Raw genomic sequence first — 22,542 nt, forward strand, 5'->3', positions numbered from 1 at the left:
ATTCGGTTGAATCTTGTAAACCTATACTTTACAGGGTTTCACCCTGTTGCGCACCCTGCAAACCATAGCATGTTAACAAACGCTTACTCTGCGTTGCGCTCTAGTATAGTTGCTAGCTCTTGAGTCAGACGCTTACACTGCGCCAAAGTTCCCACTGTAATCCTTAAAAACTGCTGAATGCGCTCTTGCGAGAAGTGACGCACCAAAACACCGCGTTCTTTCAAGGCTTGTTGCAAATGCGCCGCATCATGCTCTGGATGAGCAGCAAACACAAAGTTCGTCGCTGACGGCAGCACGGTAAAACCTAAACCTTGCAAGTCTTTGGTTAACTCGTCACGCGCATCCATCACCGCTTTACGCACCTCATTAAAGTAGTCCTGATCGTCAATGGCTGCTTGCGCACCCGCCAACGCCAGACTATCTAATGGGTAAGAGTTGAAACTGTCTTTGATACGTTCTAGGCCTGCCACGATTTCTGGGCTTGCCAAGGCAAACCCCACACGCAACCCCGCCAAGGCATAAGACTTAGATAAGGTTTGCACCACCACCACATTGGGGTACTGCTTAACCAAGCCAGAAGCACTTTTACCGCCGAAGTCGACGTAGGCTTCATCCACCACCACTACCGTATCGGGGTTGGCCTTCACAATGCGCTCTACATCACCCAGCTCTACCAGCAAGCTAGTGGGCGCATTAGGGTTCGCAAAAATAATGGCCGCAGGTGCTACATCACGCTGCTGTGTGTAGTCTTCTACACGAATGGAGAAGTCTTCAGCCAGCGGGATGATTTCAAACGGTACTTGATAGTAACGGCAGTAGGTACGGTAAAAACTGTAGCTAATGTCAGGTAGCAGCAGAGGACGACCGCCACGCAGGAATAAACCACTGAAAATATGCGCCAGAATTTCGTCTGAACCATTACCTACGAAGACGTTCTCAACCTCTAGATGATGCAAACGAGCAATGCTTTGGCGCAAGCCTTTAGCATCGTAACTAGGGTATAAACGCAGGCTGTCATTGGCAGCCTGTTTGATCGCAGCAATCGCTTTAGGCGATGGCCCGTATGGATGCTCATTGGTATTCAGCTTGATCAAGTTTTCTATAGCAAGCTGCTCGCCGGGCACATACGGCTGCAAGTTATTTACGTGGTCACTCCAAAAACGGCTCACTTTTTATCCTGCACATAAGGGTTGTGGGATGACTTCAGGTCTATACGCAATGGCGTGCCCTGCAAGTCAAACGCTTCACGGAAACGTCCCTCAAGGTAGCGTCGATAGGAATCTGATACGCCTTCCAAACCGCTACCATGAATAACGATCAAAGGTGGGTTCTGCCCCCCTTGGTGAGCATAGCGCAGTTTGGGGCGGAAAATACCTTTACGTGGCGGTTGTTGCTGTTCTACCGCTGCATGCAAGACACGTGTCAGTTTTGGTGTAGACAAACGACGGAATGCTGCGCCATGCGCTTCACGCACAGACTTCAGCACCGGACGTATGCCTTGGCCCTTTAAGGCCGACATCGTGTGCATTTTTGCGAAGTTCAAGAAGTGCAACTTACGTTCGAATTCGCGCTGCACCCACTCACGCTTGTAGCTGTCTAGGTCATCCCATTTATTGATACCTATCACCAGCGCACGACCTGTTTCTTGAATAAAGCCCGCGATACTGGCGTCTTGATCCGAGATTTCAGTTTGCGCATCCAGCATCAACAGCACCACATTACTGGCTTCAATCGCTTGCAAGGTTTTAATCACCGAGAATTTCTCGATGGTTTCAAACACTTTACCCTTACGTCGCAACCCAGCCGTGTCTATTAATGTGTAGGGCACACCACCGTGCTCGAACTCGATTTCGATGGCATCACGTGTGGTGCCAGGCATATCAAATGCGATTACCCTTTCCTCACCCATCAAGCTATTGATAAATGTGGATTTACCCACGTTTGGTCTACCCACAATCGCCAATTTAATGCGATGCTCAATGGGTTTTTCCGGCGCATCTGGATCGAATTCTTCTTCGACTTCCGGTTCGATTTCTGGCTCAGGCACTTCCGTCAACGCGGATTCAATCAAATCCATCACGCCGTCCCCGTGCGAAGCAGAAATCATTTTCGCTTCACCCAGACCCAACTCGTAGAAGTCAGCCACGGCCGCACTATGACGCATGCCTTCTGCTTTATTCACTGCCAAAATCACGGGTCTACCCGAGCGACGCAGCAAATTCGCAATATCAAAATCCAGTCGGTTTACGCCTTCACGCGCATCGACTAAGAAAATCACCACATCAGACTCAATAATAGCCTGATGGGTTTGACGTGCCATTTCCCGCACCACCCCCTCTTTGGCCACCGGCTCAAAACCGCCTGTATCCACCACCAAATAAGGACGTGATCCCATTCTGCCTTCGCCGTAATGGCGATCGCGCGTCAGCCCTGGGAAATCCGCCACCAACGCCTGGCGGGAACGCGTAAGACGGTTAAACAACGTGGATTTACCCACGTTGGCCCGCCCTACTAGCGTCACTACCGGCTTGAAAGCAATCTTGCTCAATTGACACCAACCAATAATAAATTACCGTTGCCAGTCTGTACGATCACACCGCGATCAGTAGCCACCAACGGAGAAGTAATTGCACCACCACCAACGCTTACGCGTCCTAGGAAGCGCCCATCTGAGCGGGATAACAAATGCACGTAGCCTTCGGAGTCACCCACCACCACCGCTTCCGGCACCACTGCAGGTGCTGACAAGCGACGGTTGCGCAGCCCTTCTTGGCTCCACAGTGACGTCCCGTCCATCATGCTGAACCCACTCAGCACATCATGTCTGTTTGCAGCGTATACGAACCTGTCGTCAGCCGCGATCCCTACACTAGTAGAGAAATCACGCGACCACACGGGCACACCACCTTGGGACACATCAAAACACACAATACGGCCTTGATATGCTGCTGCACATAGTAATGGACCGCGAATTAACGGCTGGCCCACCACATCAATAATACGTTCTAAGTCAGTAGCCCCTTTGGACACCGCTACCGTGCCTTCCCACTGCACAGAACCGCTGTTCAGGTCTACTGCCATCACACGACCATTAGGCATACCAGCAATCAACATGCCATCGATCATGTCCATCTGAATACTGGTTTTCAATGCCAAGGCTGGGCCTGGTCGCTGAATGCTCCACAACAGCTCGCCATTACGTGCATCAAAAGCTTGTAAGCGGTAGTCGCTACTACGCACCACCACCACGCCGTAACCCACCACAGGGGGCACGTTTACCTCACTAGCCGCCGTAGCACGCCAGGCTTCTTTACCCTGGTCATCCAGAGCAATAACGGTGCCGTCATTCGCCGCTACCACCACCAATCTACCATCGGCACCCACGCCAGCACTAAGACGTTTATCAACGTTAGTACTCCACACAGGGCGGCCGCTAGCCAAGTCTACTTTGCTCACTACACCTGATGGTGTTGCCGCATAAACGTTTGTACCCGATGCAATAGGCACAAAACCATAACCACCACCGCTACCAATAGAGGTAGACCAACGCACACCAGCCTGAACCTCGGGCTGGAAGTCGGTGAGTGGCACGGGATCAAAACGGGGGTTGCTGCTAGAGCATGCTGTTAACAAACCCAAGCCCAACACAGCCGCTACAGCAACCACTGAACGTTTAAATACGTATTTAGCCATTATTGCTGCTCTCCAATTGCATCAATCTTCAGTTGAATTAATTGTTCTACGGCATCGCCCTTCAACAAGCCCAAGGCTTCTTGCCATGCGGCACGTGCGTCAGCCAGTTTCTGCTGAGCAAACAAAACGTCACCTTTACGATCTGCATACAGGCCAGCAAACCCTTCTGGAGGATTATTCAACTGCGCCAAGGCTGCATCGAAATTCTTTTGTTCCAACAACAAACCTGCCAAGCGCAGTCTAGCTACAGCTTTCAGAGCAGGATCGGAGCCTTGCTGAATCAGCCACTCCAGTTGCTCACGAGCACCATCAGCATTACCACGCTCTTGCAATGCCCAAGCGGCTACCAATGCACCACGACTCGCATAGCCGGACTTAGGAAAGTCAGCACGCAAGGTTGAACTCGCTGCAACCAAACGTGCATCAGCTTCTTCACCAGTCATCACACTGGCCGCTTCCAGCGCTTCAAAATAACCCATGGCTTGCGTGTTCTGGTGATTTTGGTACCACTGCCAGCCGCGCCAGCCCAAAATACCTGCCAACACCACGAAGGCGAGAACCACGCACAATGTACCGTAGCGGGTCCACCAGTCTTTAATCGCGTCCAGCTTTTCCTGTTCTTCCAGATCGTAAGCCATGTCGTGTTTATACCTTCGTTGTTAAAACCGTTGCCAATTGATCAAATGCCACGCTTTGTTGCTGGGCTTCGTCTTCCTCTAGACGCAACCACTTCACGCTTGCAGTGCGTGTAGTCAATTCGTTTTCGCCCAGAATTACCGCTACGTACGCACCGCTTGCATCGGCACGTTTAAACTGCGATTTAAACCCCGACGAGCCTGCATGCACAATCACACGCAAACCCACATCGCGCAATTGCTCAGCCAATAAGCTGGCTTGGCGCTGAGCATCATCACCTTGGTGCACCATGTACACATCGCATTCGCTTTGTTCGGTTTGGTTGGCCTCTTGTTCGCATAAATCCAGCAAACGCTCCATACCAATCGCAAACCCCACCGCTGGAGCAGGCTTACCACCCAGCAGAGGAATCAAGCCGTCATACCTACCGCCACCACACACGGTGCCTTGAGCGCCCAGTCTATCGGTAATCCACTCAAACACAGTGAGGTTGTAGTAATCCAAACCACGCACCAAACGAGGGTTTAGCGTGTAAGCAATACCGGCATCGTCCAAACGTTTACATACACCTTGGTAGTGCGCCAGAGACTCTTCGCCCAAGTAATCAAATAACTTGGGTGCATTGTTAGCCATTTCTTGCATGGCTGGGTTTTTAGTATCCAGCACACGCAGAGGATTGCTGTACATGCGACGTTGCGCTTCTTCATCCAGAATAGATTTGTGCTCTTCCAGATAACGAATCAATGCCTCGCGGTGCGCTGCACGCTCTTCAGCTTGGCCCAACGAGTTAATTTCCAAACGAATATCTTTAAGACCCAGAATCTTCCACAGACGATTCAGCATGATGATCAGCTCAGCGTCCACATCGGGGCCGGGCAAGCCCAAGGCTTCTACGTCAATTTGGTGGAACTGGCGGTAGCGACCACGCTGTGGGCGCTCATGCCTAAACACCGGACCCATCGCATACACACGATGTGGACGGTCATACAACAAGTTATGCTCAATACTGGCACGCACCATACCCGCTGTAAATTCGGGGCGCATGGTCAGCAAGTCGCCATTTAACGAGTCGGTAAAGGAATACATTTCCTTTTCCACAATATCGGTCACTTCACCAATACCGCGGCTAAACAGCTGCGTATGCTCTAACACTGGCGTACGCATGTTGCGATAACCGTAGCTGGCCAACCATTGGCGTACGGTTTCTTCTAGCTGTTCCCACTGCCAACTGGTATCGGGAAGAATATCTTTCATGCCGGTTAGGGCACGAAGTTTTTGAAACGACTGCGTCATAACTCTACTTTTTTGTATTGAAGCCGCACAGTATTATTGCTGCGCTTGTTTATTACCATAGCGACGCTGAACATAGTCCAGCACAATGCCTTGAAATTCTTTGGCAATGGTATCGCCCTTCAATGTCACTACCCGCTCACCATCCAAATACACGGGTGCGGAAGGAACCTCCCCCGTGCCTGGTAGGCTAATACCTATATCGGCATGGCGACTTTCACCGGGGCCGTTGACCACACACCCCATGACGGCGACATTCATGCTTTCTACGCCAGGATACTGCTGGCGCCAAATGGGCATTTGCTCACGCAAAAAGCGTTGAATATCATCCGCCAATTCCTGAAACACCGTACTACTAGTACGACCACACCCAGGACAGGCCACCACCATAGGAGCAAAGGCACGCAGCCCCATGGTTTGCAGAATTTCCTGCGCCACAATCACTTCACGCGTACGATCGCCACCCGGCTCTGGTGTCAACGAAATACGTATGGTATCGCCTATGCCTTGCTGTAACAATACCGATAACGCAGCCGTAGAAGCGACAATACCCTTGCTACCCATACCTGCTTCGGTCAAGCCCAAATGCAGTGGGTAATCACAGCGCTGAGACAGATCGCGATAGACCGTAATCAAATCTTGTACATGGCTGACTTTGCATGACAACACGATGGCGTTAGGTGATAAACCTAGTTCTTCGGCTCTACGTGCATTACTGATCGCCGAGATTACCAGCGCATCACGCATCACCGCTTGGGCTTCCCATGGCTGAGACTGACGATTGTTATCGTCCATCATTCTGGCCATGAGGTCATGATCTAGACTGCCCCAATTCACACCGATGCGTACAGGTTTTTCGTAACGGCACGCAACTTCGATCATTCGCGCAAAGTTATCGTCCCTGCGTTTCCCACCGCCCATGTTGCCCGGATTAATACGGTACTTAGACAGTGCTTGCGCGCATTCGGGGTAATCAGTAAGCAACTTATGCCCATTAAAGTGGAAGTCACCCACCAACGGCACGTTCATCCCCATACGATCTAACTGTTCGCGTATGGCTGGCACTTCGCGTGCCGCTTCGGGGGAGTTAACCGTAATTCGCACCATTTCAGAACCCGCCAAGGCTAATTCCTTAACCTGTATCGCGGTTTCTATCGCATGGGCAGTATCCGTATTGGTCATGGACTGCACCACCACCGGTGCACCACCACCAATAACCACCTGCTTATCGTTCCAGGTAACAGGTACTGCGCGAGTTTGACGTCTACTCTGTGCACCTACAGCCAAAGGGGCTTGATGAGCAAAAGGGGTAATGGCAGAGGTCATTTTTTCAGTTCTTTCAACCAGTCAAAAAACAGCCAAGAATCAGGAATCCAGCCCCTGTCCAAAGCATAAAACACCGCCACAAACAGCAGCAAGGCAATTACCAACCCCCAGCCCCATGCTCGTTGGCGAGGCTCTTCGGCATACAGCGGCGTATCGGCACCTGCCCAAGAACCTTTAATTTTACGAGGCACAGGTGGTCGTGGTGACGTACCGGCTTGTTTATCCAACACAGCCAGTACAGCATGTTCATCGACTTTAAGGTAGCGAGCATAGTTGCGCACCATGCCACGCAGAGCGGCAGCTTTGGGCAACTGATCGAATTGCGAAAGCTCCAGCAGACGCACTTGCGCTTCGGAGTACTTCAATCGGCGAGATACATCGCTAACCGATAATCCACGCTGCTCGCGTAACTGCTGCAGCATTGCTCCCACATCTGTAAACTCAGGCGCTGCCGGCGCAGCCACTTCAGTATTCAACGACGAATCGTACGTCATTAGACTCATTAAGGCTCCTGCTTGAGTATGATCTGCGCGCGTTGCGGCATACGCTGGTCAATGCGCGTGCGATCTCGAATATCACCAGCCAACTGGCCACAGGCAGCATCAATATCATCACCACGCGTTTTACGCACCGTAGTCACCACACCACCCTCCATCAAACGCTGTGCAAATTCGCGTACACGCGCATGAGACGAACGTTTTAGCCCAGACTGCGGGAAGGGGTTAAATGGGATCAAGTTGAACTTGCACTTCACTTCTCGTGCAATCGCCAACAACTGATCTGCATGCTCATCCAGATCATTAATCCCATCCAACATGATGTACTCGAACGTGATGAAATCACGCGGTGCATGCTTCAGATAACGATTACATGCTGCCAACAATTCTTTCAGCGGATACTTCTTGTTCAGCGGCACCAGACGGTCCCGCAATGCGTCATTAGGGGCATGTAACGACACCGCCAAGGCAACTGGGCACTCTTCTGCCAGTTTATCCATGAACGGCACCACACCCGATGTAGACACCGTGACACGGCGGCGAGATAACCCATATGAGTTATCATCTAACATCAATTTCAGCGCAATCAGCACTTGGCTGTAATTCAGCAAAGGCTCGCCCATACCCATCATCACCACGTTACTGATCACGCGATCAGGCGGTGTAGCACCACCATCAGTACGGGCAGTCAGCAAATCTGCCATCACGGCACGTCGTGCGTGCCACAACTGACCAATAATCTCTGCGGCAGTCAGGTTACGGTTAAAGCCTTGATAACCTGTGGAGCAAAATGGACATGCCACGGTACAACCAGCTTGGCTGGAAATACACAATGTACCGCGGTCATCTTCTGGAATAAACACCGTTTCTACGGAGTTGTTCTGCCCCACATCAAATAGCCACTTACGTGTGCCATCCGCAGAGCGTTGCTCATGCACGACCTCAGAGGCCTGAATGATGCAATGCTCTGCCAACTGCTGGCGAAAGTCTCGTGCCAGGTCGGTCATCTGATCGAAATCGTCCACACCCCGTTGGTGTATCCAACGTTGTAACTGACGTGCGCGAAAAGGTTTCCCTCCCCACTGTGCCACGAGGTTGCTTAGCTGCTCAGGCGAATGCCCCAACAGATTTATAGGTGTAACGACTTCAGACATAGGACCCGACACGATTCTTTCAATACTCAGCAATTAACGGCTGAAAACCTGGCTAGCTGGGAAGAAATAAGCAATTTCAACCGCTGCTGTTTCAGGGGCATCAGAGCCGTGAACAGCGTTAGCATCAATGCTTTCTGCGAAGTCAGCACGGATGGTGCCAGCAGCAGCTTCTTTAGGGTTAGTTGCACCCATCAACTCACGGTTTTTCAGGATTGCGCCTTCGCCTTCCAACACTTGTACGAATACAGGGCCGGAGATCATGAACTCAACCAAGTCGTTGAAGAAAGGACGCTCTTTGTGAACAGCGTAGAAACCTTCAGCTTCAGCGCGGGACAAGTGAGCCATGCGAGCAGCGATAACTTTCAAACCAGCGTTTTCAAAGCGAGATACGATTTGACCCACTACATTTTTAGCAACGGCATCAGGTTTGATGATAGACAGAGTGCGTTCAATAGCCATGTAAAATTCCAAATAATCAAAAATCCAGCCATTTCCCTAGGGAAAGGAAAACAGCCATTTAAATCAAAGCGTTGTTTTTTTCAATAAAAACAATCACTTTTAATGCTTTTACGGCAACCAGACATTTTAGCATGCCCACGAAGCAGCGCAGCATCATAAAATAACTGCTTCAGCTTCCGATTCTTAGGCACTTGTCTGCGTTACATTCATACAACGACAAGCCGCAAAATTTTCGAATAGACAATGACAAACGCATCTACAACTAGCAATACCGATCAATTAGCCAAGAGTTTTGAACCCAGCGACATCGAATCTCGCTGGTACGCCCGTTGGGAAAAAAGTGGTTTTTTCTCCGGTGGACAGCATGTAGCCCCCGCACCTGGGCACCAAAGCGAGGCCTTTGTCATCCAGTCTCCTCCCCCTAATGTCACTGGCACGCTACACATGGGGCACGCATTTAACCAGACCATCATGGATGGCCTGACGCGTTACCACCGCATGCGCGGTGACGACACTGCTTACATTCCAGGCACCGACCACGCCGGTATCGCCACACAAATCGTGGTAGAACGCCAACTCGATGCCCAAAAAGTTTCCCGACACGACTTAGGCCGCGAGGCTTTTGTAGAGAAAGTCTGGGAATGGAAAGAAAAATCCGGTAATGCCATTACCCAACAGTTTCGTCGCTTGGGCGCTTCCTGCGACTGGGGCCGCGAATACTTCACGATGGACTCCAACATGTCCCGTGGTGTGGCTGAAACCTTTGTACGCCTGTACGAGCAAGGCCTGATCTACCGTGGCAAACGTCTCGTGAACTGGGACCCCGTTCTAGGCACAGCCGTTTCCGACCTAGAGGTAGTGAGCGAGGAAGAAGATGGCCACATGTGGGAAATTCGTTACCCACTGAGCACGCCTACCGCCGCCCTTACCCACCTAGTCGTTGCTACCACACGCCCTGAAACCATGCTGGGCGACGTAGCGGTGATGGTGCACCCCGAAGACGAGCGCTACAAACACCTCATCGGCCAAACCGTTACCCTGCCATTGGTAGGTAGAGAAATCCCCATCATCGCTGATGATTACGTGGATATGGAATTCGGTACCGGCGTAGTGAAAGTCACTCCTGCGCACGACTTCAATGACTATGCCGTTGGCCAACGCCACGGTTTAGACATGATCAGCATCCTAACGCTGGACGCCAAAGTTAACGAAAACGCTCCCGAAGCTTATCGTGGCTTGGACCGCTTTGTTGCCCGTGAAAAAGTGGTGTACGACCTGGACAGCATGGGTTTGCTGCAGCAAGTTAAGCCACACAAACTCATGGTGCCACGCGGCGACCGTACCGACACAGTAATCGAACCATTGCTAACAGACCAGTGGTTTGTAGCCATGAGCAAAGCCGCACCCGCTGACAGCCTGCACCCAGGTAAAAGCATTACCGATGTTGCCCTAGAAGTGGTTGCCGACGGCCGCATTAAGTTCTACCCAGAAAACTGGACCACCACCTACAACCAGTGGCTGAATAACATCCAAGACTGGTGTATTTCTCGTCAGTTATGGTGGGGCCACCAAATCCCTGCGTGGTATAGCGAAGACGGCCAAATCATCGTTGCTCGCAGCGAAGAAGAAGCTAAAGCCAAAGCCGACGCTGCTGGCATTCAAGGCCCACTGCGCCGCGATGAAGACGTACTAGATACCTGGTTCTCATCCGCCTTGGTACCGTTTACCGATTTAGGCTGGCCTGAGCAAACGCCTGACTTGGCAAAATACCTGCCATCCAGCGTGCTAGTAACGGGTTTTGACATCATTTTCTTCTGGGTTGCCCGTATGGTCATGATGACCATGCACATGACCGGCCAAGTGCCTTTCCATTCAGTGTACGTGCACGGCTTAGTGTGCGACATGGAAGGCAAGAAGATGAGTAAGTCCAAGGGCAATACTATTGACCCTGTAGACATCATCGACGGCATTGATCTGGACAGCCTGATCAGCAAGCGCACCACCGGCTTGATGAACCCACGCCAAGCACAAAGCATCGAGAAACGCACTCGCAAAGACTACCCAGACGGCTTCCCTGCCTACGGTACCGATGCGCTACGCTTCACGATGGCGGCTTACGCCACCTTGGGTCGCAACATCAACTTCGACTTAAAGCGCTGCGAAGGCTACCGCAACTTCTGCAATAAATTGTGGAATGCGACACGCTTTGTGCTGATGAACACCGAAGGTCATGTGCTGAACGGCGCAGAAACAGCCGAATTCTCGACTGCAGACCGCTGGATCAGCAGCCTACTGCAACGCCTGCACAGCAACGTGGAACGTGGTTTTAGCGAATACCGTTTTGATAACGTTGCCAACTCGCTGTACCACTTTGTGTGGGACGAGTACTGCGACTGGTATCTAGAACTCGCTAAAGTACAAATTCAGCAAGGCACTCCAGCACAACAACTGGGCACACGCCGCACGCTGATCCATGTACTGGAATCCGTACTGCGCCTCATTCACCCCATCATGCCCTTCATCACAGAAGAGCTATGGCAAAAAGTGGCTGAAGTTGCTGGCGTTCGCCAAGCTGGTGACGATAGCACCATCGCGCTGCAACCCTACCCTGTTGCAGACCAAAACTTGGTGGATGAAGCAGCCGAGCAAGCCATTACAGAGCTTAAGGCTCAAGTGGATGCCATTCGTGCTCTACGTGGTGAAATGAATCTGTCGCCCGCTGAGCGTGTGCCCCTGTTAGCACAAGGTGATGCAGCCGTGTTAGAACACAACACGCCTTATCTACAAGCCTTAGCGAAACTGGAAAAAGTCGAAATCCACGCCACACTACCAGACCTGGGAGCTCCCGTTCAGGTAGTAGGCACCACACAGTTGATGCTGCACGTTGAAATTGACGTTGCGGCAGAAACCGCTCGCTTGACCAAAGAGCTAGACCGCTTGAATGGTGAAATCACTAAAGCCGAAAGCAAACTGGGTAATGCCAGCTTTGTTGAACGCGCCCCTGCTGCAGTAGTAGAGCAAGAGCGCGAGCGCTTAAACCAATTCAGCGAAACACAAGCGAAGATCCAAGCTCAGCTCGCAAGACTGAACGGTTAACGAGCACCCGCCTCTAGCCAGCGTAGCCTGCTACGTAAAAGCGCCCTTGGTTGTCATGACCAAGGGCGCTTTGCTTTTAAGGAGCTGCCGCTAAACGCTTCAAAAACTTAACGACGAGAGCGATAAATCACGGACTCAAGCGCGTCATCAGCATAGGCACTCGCGTTGGTCAGATGCCCATCAAAAGGCCCAAGCTTAGTAATGGTTAAGCCATTTTTGAACACGATCTGCAAGCCATGCTCAACCTCCCAATCACACCCGCACTCTAGCGATACATAGACAGCGTTATCACCATAAGCACTGCGAGAAACCATAGGCTCAGCCCCGAACCGCACGCGCTGCCACAACTCCTCTGCAGTAGTAATGGGCGCATTACCCTCTTCTAGCCAGTATGTTTCGGAGTCTTTGTAATAGCTAAACAGAGCGTCATCCGCCTCGCGCAACACCTTAGGGTCTGCCGCCAGAAAATTGGCAATCGCCGCATGGAAATCCGCCTTGCATTCATCCTCGTCGTACTCCTCAAGGACAACCTCACACTCCTGATCACCCAGAACGGCAATTTCTATAGGATCACTAAAATACCAATCCGTACTTTCATCTTTTTCCACCACACCCAAACCTGGAACTTGCATCCCTCTACCCCACTCTTAACAACGCACACACCCGCTCATCTCAATCGCACAACAGGCCACTAACTGTTATTACGCGCTGAAATAAATACGGTTATCACCCACTTTTTTACTGAGCTCAATAAGCGTGGTCACAATAGGCACCAAGTCAGCCGGATCGCATTGTAACTCCTCAGTAGCCGCCCACTCCACAGCCAAGGACTTAATATCCGCTTCGTTTTTAGCAGCCAGCACCTCTACCAATCTCACAGGCAGCTCAAACACCTCGTACTCTTCCAATTCATCCATAGGGAGAATTTCGTGCAGATCAAAATCGAATTCTTCTCCCGCCGCAATAGAAAAGAAAATACTGATATCCAAGTCGGTAATGCCACCGAACTCATACAAATCATGGATCGTCGCAGGCTCACCCTTAGCATGAGCAATAGCATCTTTTCGAGTAGCGTAAAACAGGGTGTTTGGTAACGACATATAGGTAGGCTCCGTTGGCGTAGTGATTCAGTAGTAATGCGGTAGATTCTAACCAAAATATGCGCCAAGGATCATGTAGAGATGATGTGGCTCTATAGAGAATTACTGTGATTAGACTTTCTTGAATGGAAAGTGAGCTTCAAAGCCCGCTCACTCACCACTAGGCTGCCATAGCCTAAGGCTGCGAAAGTATTTTTTTATTTGAGACACCAAATAAAAAAATACTTCCATCCGCCTTTTGCTCATCGCTTGCAGAGGTTTTGAGGATGGTGATTTCTGTGGGTGTGCGCGCTTCTGCATAAACACACAGTGTCGCGCTGACCGTACCACCCCATAAGAAAGGGCTGTAAACCTACAGTAGCAGCATGCTCAGGGGGACGGAGAGAAAATTTTTTTGATTTGGTATCTCAAATCACAAAAAATTCTTCTGCAGTTCCCCAGCATGTGCGATGAATACAGTCGTTTTCTGAACCAGCCTTGAGCGTAGCTGCTTAGCAATCATTAAGCTGCATCATGGATAAACTGTATTCGCTCTCAAGAAAGGGCAGTAAGCCTATCAATTGCGATACATCAGAGGAGGCGGAGGAAAACTTTTTTGATTTGGTGTCTCAAATCACAAAAAGTTGTTCCGCAGTCCCCTCAGCGTGTGCAATGAATACAGCGGCTGCCCCAACCCAGCATATGCAATAGATACAGCAGCACAAAGACTAGACGCTTAACCCTCAAATGGAGGTTCTCCCCCCAGCGTCGCCAAAAACGCCAAATCCTTCTTAGTCAGCGCCCCACTTTTCCACGCTGCGATCAACAAATCCGGACGGTTCTGCAAACTCAAGCGCAAGGACTGCTCTCGACGCCACTGGGCAATATGTTTGTGATTACCCGATAACAACACATCAGGCACTGCAACACCCTCGTAATTCTCGGGACGCGTGTAGTGTGGGCTGTCTAGCAAGCCATCCAAAGACGGATGAAAAGAATCTTGCATCGCCGACTGCTCGTCATTCAGCACACCCGGCAATAAACGCACAACGCTATCCATCATCACGGCTGCCGCCAACTCCCCACCCGAGAGCACAAAGTCTCCAAGTGAGTACTGATGCGTTACGCATTTATCAATGAAACGTTGGTCTATACCTTCGTAACGACCACACACAAAGATCGCCCCTTGCTGCTGATCAACAATTTGCTGGGCATGGCGTTGCTGAAACACTTCACCAATAGGACTAAGCAAAATCACAGGTGCCTGTTGTGGCTCGCCCTGCTCTTGCCTTGCATTATGCACGCTGCTTAATGCCGCTTCCAACGGCGCAGCCATCATCACCATACCCGGACCACCACCATAAGGGCGATCGTCTACAGTACGATGCGTGTCGTGTGTGAAGTCGCGAGGATTCCAAGTATGCAATTGCCACGCCCCTTTTTTATGGGCGCGCGCATTCACACCGCTGTCTAACAACGATGTAAACATTTCTGGGAATATGGTCAGTACATCAAAGCGCATGTTTATCCCTAACGGGCCAGACAGTCAGAGCACCTGCCGCCAGCAGGCTTAGAATCCAACCGGCCAGTTGCTATCTAACCGCTTGGCGGCTAAATCAACTGTATGCACACACTCTTTGACAAAAGGTACCAGAATAGTCTGTCGCTTTCCTTTTGCAGAAAGCACAGGTGTAAAGCATTGGGCATCATCCAAGTTACCTTGCTCGACCTCCAGCACTGCATGAGCACCGTTATCTAGCACTTGCACCACACGGCCCAATAAGGCAGATTGACCACCCTCTTCTTCACCGTATAGCAGGCAATCTAGTAGATCTACCCAATAGAATTCTTCTTCGTCGGCAGCGGGGAAGTCAGCACGTGACACCCATACCGTATGCGCTTTTAATGGCTCAGACTGGTTTCGGTCATCGAAGCCCTTAAACAGAGCAACTACCGTACCACTATGCCATTTAGCTTGTTGCACCGTAAAAGGTGTAATGGACGCAGAAACGCCTGCGCCTCCGCCGTGAGCAGGAGAAACAGGCGTTTTCAGCCACCACCGTTTTGCGGTAAGCAAGGCATCGCCATCTGCAGCATAAGGTTGAATTTTCACCCAACCGCGCACGCCATAAGCAGATACCACACGACCCAGCTCAACTAGATCATCAGGAATAACTGACATTGCGTTGACTACAGACGATACCCAGCAACAGTCTATTTAGACTGCGCTGCTAACGGTTTTAGCGTATTCTTTAACCAGACGGCTAACGGAAGGCGACAATTGCGCACCGTTTGTTGTCCAGTATTCGATACGATCCAGTTGCAGGCGCAGGTTTTCCTGGCCTTCACCACCGACGGGGTTGTAGAAGCCCAGACGCTCAATAAAGCGGCCGTCGCGGCGATCGCTACGATTTGCGGCTACTACGGTATAAAACGGACGCTTTTTGGAGCCACCACGGGCCAAGCGAATTACCACCATTGATAATTCCTTTTTCTGTTAGTAAAAGTGTAAAACAAAAGAGTTTATCATCATACAGCCAGAAACGGTACGTTTGGCCGCAAAAAACAATTATAAACCCAACCGAAAACAACATCCAGCGCTTTATGATCAGCGCCGCTGTAAATAATGCACCAACGTTTCCCCGTCTTCCTCTTGTTTGAGCAAAAGGTTGCCGGTTTGTGTTGCAAACGCCTGAAAATCAGTGAGTGCATGAGTATCCGTAGTGATGACCTTTAATACGTCACCACTTTGAATTTGTGCTAAAGCCTTTTTAGCCCGCAATATAGGTAGCGGGCATTTCAGGCCGGAAGCGTCTACTTCTAAAGCGACGCTTCCTATTTCTTGGCCACTCATAGCTTGGCTTCCACCCAAGCCTGTACAGAGGCCAAGGCTTGCGGCAATGCGGCAACATCAGAACCACCACCCATCGCCATATCGGGGCGACCACCACCCTTACCGCCTACTTGCTGAGCAATATGGCCCACCACATCGCCCGCTTTAACGGTAGCGCTTAGCGCTTTAGTAACACCAGCCACCAAGCTGATTTTACCGTCTTCGCTAGTGCTTAACACCACCACTGCCGACTGCAGCTTGTCTTTCAACTGATCTACCAGATTACGCAGTGATTTAGCCTCAACACCTGGTAAGTTAGCCACCAGCAATTTTACACCGCCAGCCAACTCAATTGCCTGTTGTGCCAAATCCTGGCCAGCAGAGCTCGCCAATTTGTCTTTTAATTGATCGCGCTCACGCTCTACGTCTTTCAGTTGAACCTGCAGCGAACCAATACGTGAAGCGATATCTTCGGGCGTAGTACGCAACGCAGCCGATGCTTGGCTGAGCAAACCATTAATGCCTTGCACCCACGCCAACGAGTTCAAACCTGTAATGGCTTCAACACGGCGCACACCGGCAGCCACACCGCTTTCGGAGACGATTTTGAACAAGCCAATATCGCCTGTACGGGATACGTGTGTACCACCACATAGCTCACGCGAGAAGCCAATATCCAGCACGCGCACTTCGTCGCCGTATTTCTCGCCAAACAGTGCCATGGCACCGCCTTCAACCGCTTCGTCAAAGCCCATCAATTGCGCAGCCACAGAAGTATTCTGCAAAACCTCACGGTTCACAATTGCCTCAACAGCCGCAATTTGTTCGGCTGTCATAGCGGCATCGTGTGCAAAGTCAAAACGTGTTTTTTGAGCATCAACCAGCGAACCGCGCTGCTGCACGTGACCGCCCAATACTTCACGCAACGCTTTGTGCATCAAGTGTGTGGCGGAGTGGTTGCGAATAGTTGCCTCACGCTTAGCCACATCCACTTGGGCTTGTAGCTTGCTGCCTATACGCAGCTCACCACTTTCCAGCACACCTTGGTGACCAAACACTTGCGATTGGATTTTTTGCGTATCGTGCACCACAAAGTGGCCTTCAGCACTGTGCAACACACCTGTATCGCCCACCTGACCGCCAGATTCGGCGTAAAACGGTGTGTTATCTAATACCACTACCGCCTGTTGACCAGCATTAACCACGTCTACCGATAAACCATCTACGTACAGCGCCAACACGCTGGACTGTGTTTGCAGGTGATCGTAGCCTTCAAACTGCGTGGCTGCACCGTCATACACCAATTCGGCTGCCGCTTTGAACTTACCGGCTGCACGCGCTTGTTCGCGCTGGCGTTGCATAGCGGTTTCAAAACCTGCCAAATCAACGTCTACTTCGCGCTCACGGCAAATATCTGCGGTAAGGTCTACGGGGAAACCGTACGTGTCGTACAACGTAAAGACCGTTTGGCCATCTAGCACCTTGCTGCCATCTAACTGCTGCAACGCACCTTCCAAAATTTTCAGACCGTGCTCCAGTGTTTCACCGAAACGCTCTTCTTCCTGCTTCAGCACTTGCTCTATGCGTGCTTGTTGAGCAAGCAGCTCTGGGTAGGCTTCGCCCATTTGAGCAGCCAAATCACCCACCAGCTTATGGAAGAACGGACGTGTTTGGCCCAACTTGTGACCATGACGCAATGCGCGACGAATGATACGACGCAGCACATAGCCACGACCTTCATTACCGGGAATTACGCCATCCACGATCAAGAAGCTGCAAGCACGAATATGGTCGGCAATCACTTTAAGTGAGTTATTGCTCAGGTCTGCACATCCAGTTTCACGTGCTGCACCCGCAATCAGTGCTTTAAACAAGTCTATATCGTAGTTGGAATGCACATGCTGCAACACAGCCGCGATACGCTCCAAACCCATACCGGTATCTACACATGGGCTAGGCAGCGGATGCATCACGCCATCGGCGGAGCGATCAAACTGCATAAACACCAAGTTCCAGACTTCGATATAGCGATCACCGTCCTCTTCTGGAGACCCGGGAGGGCCACCCCATACTTCTGGACCATGATCAAAGAAGATTTCTGAACAGGGACCGCATGGGCCCGTATCAGCCATTTGCCAGAAGTTATCTGACGCATAGCGTGCACCTTTATTGTCGCCGATGCGAATAATACGCTCAGCCGGCACACCTACTTCATTTTGCCAAATCGCGTAGGCTTCATCATCTTCGTGATACACCGTCACCCACAGCTTGTCGGCCGGCAAACCATACACAGAGGTTAGCAATTCCCAGGCGTTCAGAATGGCATCACGCTTGAAATAATCGCCAAAACTGAAGTTACCCAACATTTCAAAAAATGTGTGGTGACGTGCGGTGTAACCTACGTTTTCTAGGTCATTGTGCTTACCACCCGCGCGCACACAGCGCTGCGAGGATACCGCTCGACGGTAGGGTCGGGTTTCTTTACCGGTAAACACGTCCTTAAACTGCACCATCCCTGCGTTGGTAAACAACAAGGTTGGGTCATTTCCAGGAACCAGCGAGGACGACGGCACGACTTGATGGCCCCGCCCCTCAAAAAACGAGAGAAACTTCTGGCGAATTTCGGATGTCTTCATTGATCGCTACAAAAAAATACAGATAACCACTCATTATAAGTAAGAGGGCTCACTACGCCTAACAAATGCGGGGAAGCTGTGGGGTTCTCACCGCAAAGCGGCGCTCACCGTACTCAGTGAGCGCCGCCCTAAATACACTGCTAACCCGTATTAACGCTGGGCTTGATACGGATGTGTTTGCACCCAATGACGGGCAATCTCTTCACGTGTCGCCACCCATACACGATCATGCTTTTGCACGTGATCCAAGAAACGCTGTAGCCCACGGAAACGGGATGGACGACCAATCAAGCGACAATGCAAGCCAATAGACAGCATTTTAGGTGTTTCTTCGCCCTCTTCGTACAACACATCAAACGCATCGCGCAGGAAGTGGAAGAAATCATCACCCGTGTTGAAACCTTGCGGTGTGGCAAAGCGCATATCGTTGGTATCTAAGGTGTACGGCACGATCAACTGTGGGTGGATACTGCCATCTTGCAAACGTACTTCCTCCCAAAATGGCAAATCATCACCGTAGTTATCTGAGTCGTACAAGAACTGCCCCTCTTCAGCCACCAAACGACGGGTGTTAGGGCTATCGCGCCCGGTGTACCAACCAGCAGGGTGTTTGCCAGTAAGCTGCTTAATAATGTCCACACAGCGCTTCATGTGCTCACGCTCTAGCGCTTCAGGTTTATCTTGGTAGTGAATCCAGCGGTAACCGTGGCAAGCAATCTCGTGACCAGCATCTACAAAAGCCTGAGCCACTTCGGGGTGACGCTCTAGCGCCATACCCACCCCAAAGATTGTCATGGGCATACCACGACGTTCAAACTCTTTCAGAATACGCCACACCCCAGCACGGGAACCGTATTCGTAAATAGACTCCATGGATTTGTGACGGTCAGGGTAGGCGGCCGCCCCCACAATTTCCGATAAGAATTGCTCAGAAGCCGGGTCACCATGCAGCACGCAATTCTCGCCCCCCTCTTCGTAATTCAGCACAAACTGCACAGCAATACGTGCTTTACCCGGCCAGTTTGCATGTGGCACATCGCGCCCATAGCCGCGTAAATCTCGTGGGTATTCGGAAGTCATGGTCATATTTTGTCTCCAGGATTTATCAACGTGGGGCACCAAAAGCTTGCCAAGGGTCTGGCTTTGTCGATGCCTGTTCTTCATTCATACGCTGCTCGCATGCCAACAAGTGATGTTGCATGGCATGCAACGCGCCATCTCGGTCGCGCTGGCACAGCAAGTCCAAAATTTGTTCGTGTTCGCAGAAAGAGCAAGCTTGCTCTCCCGGCTTGTCGTGGTAGGCAATGATTAACGACGTTCTGGCACACAACATGTGCATCAACTCGGTTAATACGTCATTCCCCAGCAAACGCGCCATTTCTACGTGAAAGGCGTTGGATAAACGTATCCAACTAATGCGCTGACCTGCGTTATACGACGCCTGTTCTCGCTGCACCATGTCGTATAAGCCTTGCAACTTTTGCTCTAGATCAGGAAAGCGCAGCAGCTTGTCGATGATCAGGCACTCCATATCCCGTCGCAACTCAAACACTTCGCGTGTTTCTTTGGGATCTGGCTGCCATACAAAAGCCCCTCTATTGGTTTCCAAGCTCACAATTTTGTCGTGAGCAAGCTCGGCCAATACGGTACGAATCACCGTACGGGAGCAGGAAAAAATCTCGCACAGCTTCGCCTCGGTGAGTTTCGTACCGGGCAACAACCGTCTATCCATCACTGCATCGAAAATTTCATTGTAAATACGGCCATTTTCGGAGGCATGGCGCTTGCCGCCCAAAAGCGAAGAAGCCGAAGGCGCTTCAACATCCACAAAGGAGGGAGAAGGAGTGGATGACAGCTGAAGCATAAAATTTCCTAGTGATTGACCTTGACAATTATTAGAGATGCTTTCAAAATCGTCAACATAAATTGTCGACAATTTATTTTCATGGGGCGGAACCCAGCGCACTGATCCTTGCACCGCTTGCCCCACGGCCGGTTTCCCAAACTGGGCTCGCTGGACTTATATTTTTCTTATATAGAATCCAAAAAAACCGGAGACACCAATGGGAAAGCTATCTACCCACGTTCTGGACACCATGCATGGCTGTCCTGCGCAACACGTCGCTATAGACTTGTACCGTCACGAAAACGGCACTCGCTCTCTGATCAAGAGCGTAAAAACCAATGCTGACGGGCGCTGTGGCGAACCTCTCTTGCAGGATCAAGAGGTGGCGAAAGGCCAATATGAACTGGTCTTTCATGCAGGAGACTACTTTGCTGCGCGCGGCGTAGCCCTTCCATCCCCCCGTTTTGTAGACCAAGTATCCATTCACTTTGGCATCGCCGAAGAAGGTGGCAGCTATCACGTACCTCTGGTCGTGACTCCTTGGTCCTGGTCTACCTACCGCGGTAGCTAATCCATACCTGCTCTAAGAGTCAGTAAGCAACAAACACAGAGAGGTTTATATGGAAGCGTATTTGCTTGATTTCGCCAACCTATTATTGCGTTGGCTGCACGTTATCGCTGCAGTAGCATGGATCGGTGAGTCCATCTATTTCGTGATGCTAGACAATGGTCTGCGCCCCCCTAAAAGTGAAACCGCTAAGAAAAGCGGTGTATTTGGTGAAATGTGGGCCGTTCACGGTGGCGGTTTCTACCACAGCCAAAAGTACTTAACCAGCCCGTCTGAACTGCCTTCAGATTTGCACTGGTCTTTCTGGAAGTCTTACACCACATGGTTGTCAGGTTTTGCACTGTTCGCATTGCTGTATCTGACCAAACCTACGTTCTATCTGGTGAACCCTTCCAGTCCGTGGGAATGGGCCGCCAACCTAAGCGGTACCGAAGTAAACGTTGTCGCCATTTTGTTCCTGATTGCAGGCTGGGTGGTCTACAACGAGCTGTGCAAACGTATCAGCCCCAATATGGAACGTGATGGTCTGCTCAGTATTGCTGTTGCAGTGATGATGGTGGTAGTGGCTTACCTAAGCACTCACATCTTCTCTGGCCGTGCCGCCTTCCTGATTACTGGCGCTGTTATGGCTACCAGCATGTCTGCCAACGTGTTTTTCTGGATTATTCCAGGCCAACGTCGCATGGTAGCCGCTCTGAAAGCCGGCCAAACGCCTAACCCCATCGATGGCAAACGCGGTAAACAGCGTTCGGTACACAACACCTACTTCACGCTGCCTGTACTGCTGCTCATGCTGAGCAACCACTACTCATTCACATACAACAATGAGTACGCGTGGATCATCATGACCCTGTTTATTTTTGCAGGCGCTCTGATCCGTCAGTACTTCGTGTTGATGCATGCTGGCCATAACAAGCCTCTGTACCCTATCGCGGGTGTACTGCTTATTTTGGTAATCGTATGGATTGGTGCACCAAAATCTCAGCCTGCTACTGAAGTAAGCAGCGCAGAAGAAACCATCACCATTGCTCAGGTGCAAGACATCATGGAAGCACGCTGTATTCAGTGCCATGCTGCCACGCCTGACAAGCAATTTGGTTTTGCCGCACCACCACTGGGCATGCAAATGGATAGCGAAGCACAAACCCTTTTGCACGCCGCAGACATTAAAAAAGTGGTGTCCAACCAATACATGCCATTGGGTAACCTGACGCAGATGACACCAGAAGAGCGTGAACTGATCGCTCGCTGGGATGCCCAGAACACCCACTAAGTTTTACTCGTTTCACCGTCCCTTTGACCAGCCCACCTCCGTTTGGAGTGGGCTGTTTTTTTATCTGGTAGCCAACACGCCCCCATTTCCGTCTACGCACTTACCCTAGATTGCATATAGCACCATGCTTTTATGCACTACCGCTAAACTCCGTAG

21 protein-coding genes are annotated in these 22,542 nt (G+C 50.9%); 3 read left to right on the plus strand and 18 right to left on the minus strand.

Annotated features, from left to right (window positions below; translation table 11 throughout):
* Nucleotides 1-83: 83 nt before the first annotated feature.
* From hisC to ndk, 9 genes are read right to left on the minus strand one after another with little or no spacing between them, the layout of a single operon-like run.
* On the minus strand, nt 84-1,169 hold the full coding sequence (gene hisC, locus GY634_RS09055; RefSeq protein ID WP_166408222.1) for a histidinol-phosphate transaminase: 1,086 nt from the start codon (nt 1,167-1,169) through the stop codon (nt 84-86).
* Nucleotides 1,166-2,539, minus strand: coding sequence for a ribosome biogenesis GTPase Der (gene der, locus GY634_RS09060; RefSeq protein WP_166408411.1), 1,374 nt, complete (start codon nt 2,537-2,539; stop codon nt 1,166-1,168). Before der ends, hisC begins: the two co-directional genes overlap by 4 nt.
* Nucleotides 2,540-2,544: 5 nt before the next feature.
* Entirely contained in the window at nt 2,545-3,693 is a 1,149-nt protein-coding gene (gene bamB / locus GY634_RS09065) for an outer membrane protein assembly factor BamB (RefSeq protein WP_166408223.1), read from the minus strand.
* Nucleotides 3,693-4,331, minus strand: coding sequence for a YfgM family protein (locus GY634_RS09070; RefSeq protein WP_166408224.1), 639 nt, complete (start codon nt 4,329-4,331; stop codon nt 3,693-3,695). Before GY634_RS09070 ends, bamB begins: the two co-directional genes overlap by 1 nt.
* Nucleotides 4,332-4,338: 7 nt before the next feature.
* The gene (gene hisS, locus GY634_RS09075; RefSeq protein WP_166408225.1) at nt 4,339-5,622 is read right to left on the minus strand and encodes a histidine--tRNA ligase; all 1,284 of its coding nucleotides are present in this window, start codon (nt 5,620-5,622) and stop codon (nt 4,339-4,341) included.
* A gap of 33 nt (nt 5,623-5,655) precedes the next feature.
* Nucleotides 5,656-6,945: a flavodoxin-dependent (E)-4-hydroxy-3-methylbut-2-enyl-diphosphate synthase gene (gene ispG / locus GY634_RS09080; protein WP_166408226.1), complete on the minus strand. Its 1,290-nt coding sequence runs from the start codon at nt 6,943-6,945 to the stop codon at nt 5,656-5,658.
* On the minus strand, nt 6,942-7,448 hold the full coding sequence (locus tag GY634_RS09085; protein ID WP_242683661.1) for a helix-turn-helix domain-containing protein: 507 nt from the start codon (nt 7,446-7,448) through the stop codon (nt 6,942-6,944). Before GY634_RS09085 ends, ispG begins: the two co-directional genes overlap by 4 nt.
* Complete coding sequence (gene rlmN / locus GY634_RS09090) at nt 7,448-8,596, minus strand: dual-specificity RNA methyltransferase RlmN (protein ID WP_166408227.1); 1,149 nt, start codon at nt 8,594-8,596, stop codon at nt 7,448-7,450. Before rlmN ends, GY634_RS09085 begins: the two co-directional genes overlap by 1 nt.
* Before the next feature lie 33 nt (nt 8,597-8,629).
* Entirely contained in the window at nt 8,630-9,055 is a 426-nt protein-coding gene (gene ndk, locus GY634_RS09095; protein WP_166408228.1) for a nucleoside-diphosphate kinase, read from the minus strand.
* 243 nt (nt 9,056-9,298) lie between these two features.
* Between ndk and GY634_RS09100 the strand changes: the two genes are divergently transcribed.
* Entirely contained in the window at nt 9,299-12,151 is a 2,853-nt protein-coding gene (locus GY634_RS09100) for a valine--tRNA ligase (RefSeq protein ID WP_166408229.1), read from the plus strand.
* A 107-nt stretch (nt 12,152-12,258) separates the two neighbouring features.
* On the opposite strand, the gene GY634_RS09105 is transcribed toward GY634_RS09100, so the two are convergent.
* The 9 genes from GY634_RS09105 to GY634_RS09145 all read right to left on the minus strand — a co-directional run bounded on the left by GY634_RS09105 (nt 12,259) and on the right by GY634_RS09145 (nt 20,563).
* Entirely contained in the window at nt 12,259-12,783 is a 525-nt protein-coding gene (locus GY634_RS09105; protein WP_166408230.1) for a DUF6985 domain-containing protein, read from the minus strand.
* A gap of 69 nt (nt 12,784-12,852) precedes the next feature.
* The gene (locus GY634_RS09110; protein ID WP_166408231.1) at nt 12,853-13,251 is read right to left on the minus strand and encodes a hypothetical protein; all 399 of its coding nucleotides are present in this window, start codon (nt 13,249-13,251) and stop codon (nt 12,853-12,855) included.
* A gap of 715 nt (nt 13,252-13,966) precedes the next feature.
* Nucleotides 13,967-14,752, minus strand: coding sequence for a tRNA (guanosine(37)-N1)-methyltransferase TrmD (gene trmD, locus GY634_RS09115; protein WP_166408232.1), 786 nt, complete (start codon nt 14,750-14,752; stop codon nt 13,967-13,969).
* A 48-nt stretch (nt 14,753-14,800) separates the two neighbouring features.
* Nucleotides 14,801-15,412, minus strand: a complete 612-nt coding sequence (gene rimM / locus GY634_RS09120) for a ribosome maturation factor RimM (protein WP_166408233.1) — start codon at nt 15,410-15,412, stop codon at nt 14,801-14,803.
* A 36-nt stretch (nt 15,413-15,448) separates the two neighbouring features.
* Complete coding sequence (rpsP, locus tag GY634_RS09125; protein ID WP_135862012.1) at nt 15,449-15,709, minus strand: 30S ribosomal protein S16; 261 nt, start codon at nt 15,707-15,709, stop codon at nt 15,449-15,451.
* Nucleotides 15,710-15,838: 129 nt separating this feature from the next.
* Nucleotides 15,839-16,084 (minus strand): sulfurtransferase TusA family protein, encoded by a 246-nt coding sequence (locus GY634_RS09130; RefSeq protein WP_166408234.1) that lies wholly within the window; start codon nt 16,082-16,084, stop codon nt 15,839-15,841.
* On the minus strand, nt 16,081-18,699 hold the full coding sequence (gene alaS, locus GY634_RS09135; protein WP_166408235.1) for an alanine--tRNA ligase: 2,619 nt from the start codon (nt 18,697-18,699) through the stop codon (nt 16,081-16,083). The genes GY634_RS09130 and alaS overlap by 4 nt, the downstream gene beginning before the upstream one ends.
* Before the next feature lie 150 nt (nt 18,700-18,849).
* On the minus strand, nt 18,850-19,785 hold the full coding sequence (puuE, locus tag GY634_RS09140; protein WP_166408236.1) for an allantoinase PuuE: 936 nt from the start codon (nt 19,783-19,785) through the stop codon (nt 18,850-18,852).
* A gap of 19 nt (nt 19,786-19,804) precedes the next feature.
* Nucleotides 19,805-20,563 carry a GntR family transcriptional regulator gene (locus GY634_RS09145; protein WP_166408237.1) on the minus strand — a complete coding sequence of 253 codons (759 nt, stop codon included), beginning with the start codon at nt 20,561-20,563 and terminating at the stop codon, nt 19,805-19,807.
* Nucleotides 20,564-20,762: 199 nt separating this feature from the next.
* Here GY634_RS09145 and uraH point away from each other — a divergent pair, with 199 nt between their 5' ends.
* Nucleotides 20,763-21,116 (plus strand): hydroxyisourate hydrolase, encoded by a 354-nt coding sequence (gene uraH, locus GY634_RS09150; RefSeq protein WP_166408238.1) that lies wholly within the window; start codon nt 20,763-20,765, stop codon nt 21,114-21,116.
* 49 nt (nt 21,117-21,165) lie between these two features.
* Nucleotides 21,166-22,386 (plus strand): urate hydroxylase PuuD, encoded by a 1,221-nt coding sequence (locus tag GY634_RS09155; RefSeq protein ID WP_166408239.1) that lies wholly within the window; start codon nt 21,166-21,168, stop codon nt 22,384-22,386.
* Nucleotides 22,387-22,542: the final 156 nt, after the last annotated feature.

Source organism: Paenalcaligenes suwonensis (assembly GCF_011290505.1).
Classification (GTDB): domain Bacteria; phylum Pseudomonadota; class Gammaproteobacteria; order Burkholderiales; family Burkholderiaceae_B; genus Paenalcaligenes; species Paenalcaligenes suwonensis.

Bases quoted from the DNA above. Each gene is read 5' to 3' on its own strand.
- bamB (WP_166408223.1), bottom strand. From the start codon at position 3,693: ATGGCTAAATACGTATTTAAACGTTCAGTGGTTGCTGTAGCGGCTGTG.
- GY634_RS09070 (WP_166408224.1), bottom strand. From the start codon at position 4,331: ATGGCTTACGATCTGGAAGAACAGGAAAAGCTGGACGCGATTAAAGAC.
- hisS (WP_166408225.1), bottom strand. From the start codon at position 5,622: ATGACGCAGTCGTTTCAAAAACTTCGTGCCCTAACCGGCATGAAAGAT.
- ispG (WP_166408226.1), bottom strand. From the start codon at position 6,945: ATGACCTCTGCCATTACCCCTTTTGCTCATCAAGCCCCTTTGGCTGTA.
- GY634_RS09085 (WP_242683661.1), bottom strand. From the start codon at position 7,448: ATGAGTCTAATGACGTACGATTCGTCGTTGAATACTGAAGTGGCTGCG.
- rlmN (WP_166408227.1), bottom strand. From the start codon at position 8,596: ATGTCTGAAGTCGTTACACCTATAAATCTGTTGGGGCATTCGCCTGAG.
- ndk (WP_166408228.1), bottom strand. From the start codon at position 9,055: ATGGCTATTGAACGCACTCTGTCTATCATCAAACCTGATGCCGTTGCT.
- GY634_RS09100 (WP_166408229.1), top strand. From the start codon at position 9,299: ATGACAAACGCATCTACAACTAGCAATACCGATCAATTAGCCAAGAGT.
- GY634_RS09105 (WP_166408230.1), bottom strand. From the start codon at position 12,783: ATGCAAGTTCCAGGTTTGGGTGTGGTGGAAAAAGATGAAAGTACGGAT.
- GY634_RS09110 (WP_166408231.1), bottom strand. From the start codon at position 13,251: ATGTCGTTACCAAACACCCTGTTTTACGCTACTCGAAAAGATGCTATT.
- trmD (WP_166408232.1), bottom strand. From the start codon at position 14,752: ATGCGCTTTGATGTACTGACCATATTCCCAGAAATGTTTACATCGTTG.
- rimM (WP_166408233.1), bottom strand. From the start codon at position 15,412: ATGTCAGTTATTCCTGATGATCTAGTTGAGCTGGGTCGTGTGGTATCT.
- rpsP (WP_135862012.1), bottom strand. From the start codon at position 15,709: ATGGTGGTAATTCGCTTGGCCCGTGGTGGCTCCAAAAAGCGTCCGTTT.
- GY634_RS09130 (WP_166408234.1), bottom strand. From the start codon at position 16,084: ATGAGTGGCCAAGAAATAGGAAGCGTCGCTTTAGAAGTAGACGCTTCC.
- alaS (WP_166408235.1), bottom strand. From the start codon at position 18,699: ATGAAGACATCCGAAATTCGCCAGAAGTTTCTCTCGTTTTTTGAGGGG.
- puuE (WP_166408236.1), bottom strand. From the start codon at position 19,785: ATGACCATGACTTCCGAATACCCACGAGATTTACGCGGCTATGGGCGC.
- GY634_RS09145 (WP_166408237.1), bottom strand. From the start codon at position 20,563: ATGCTTCAGCTGTCATCCACTCCTTCTCCCTCCTTTGTGGATGTTGAA.
- uraH (WP_166408238.1), top strand. From the start codon at position 20,763: ATGGGAAAGCTATCTACCCACGTTCTGGACACCATGCATGGCTGTCCT.
- GY634_RS09155 (WP_166408239.1), top strand. From the start codon at position 21,166: ATGGAAGCGTATTTGCTTGATTTCGCCAACCTATTATTGCGTTGGCTG.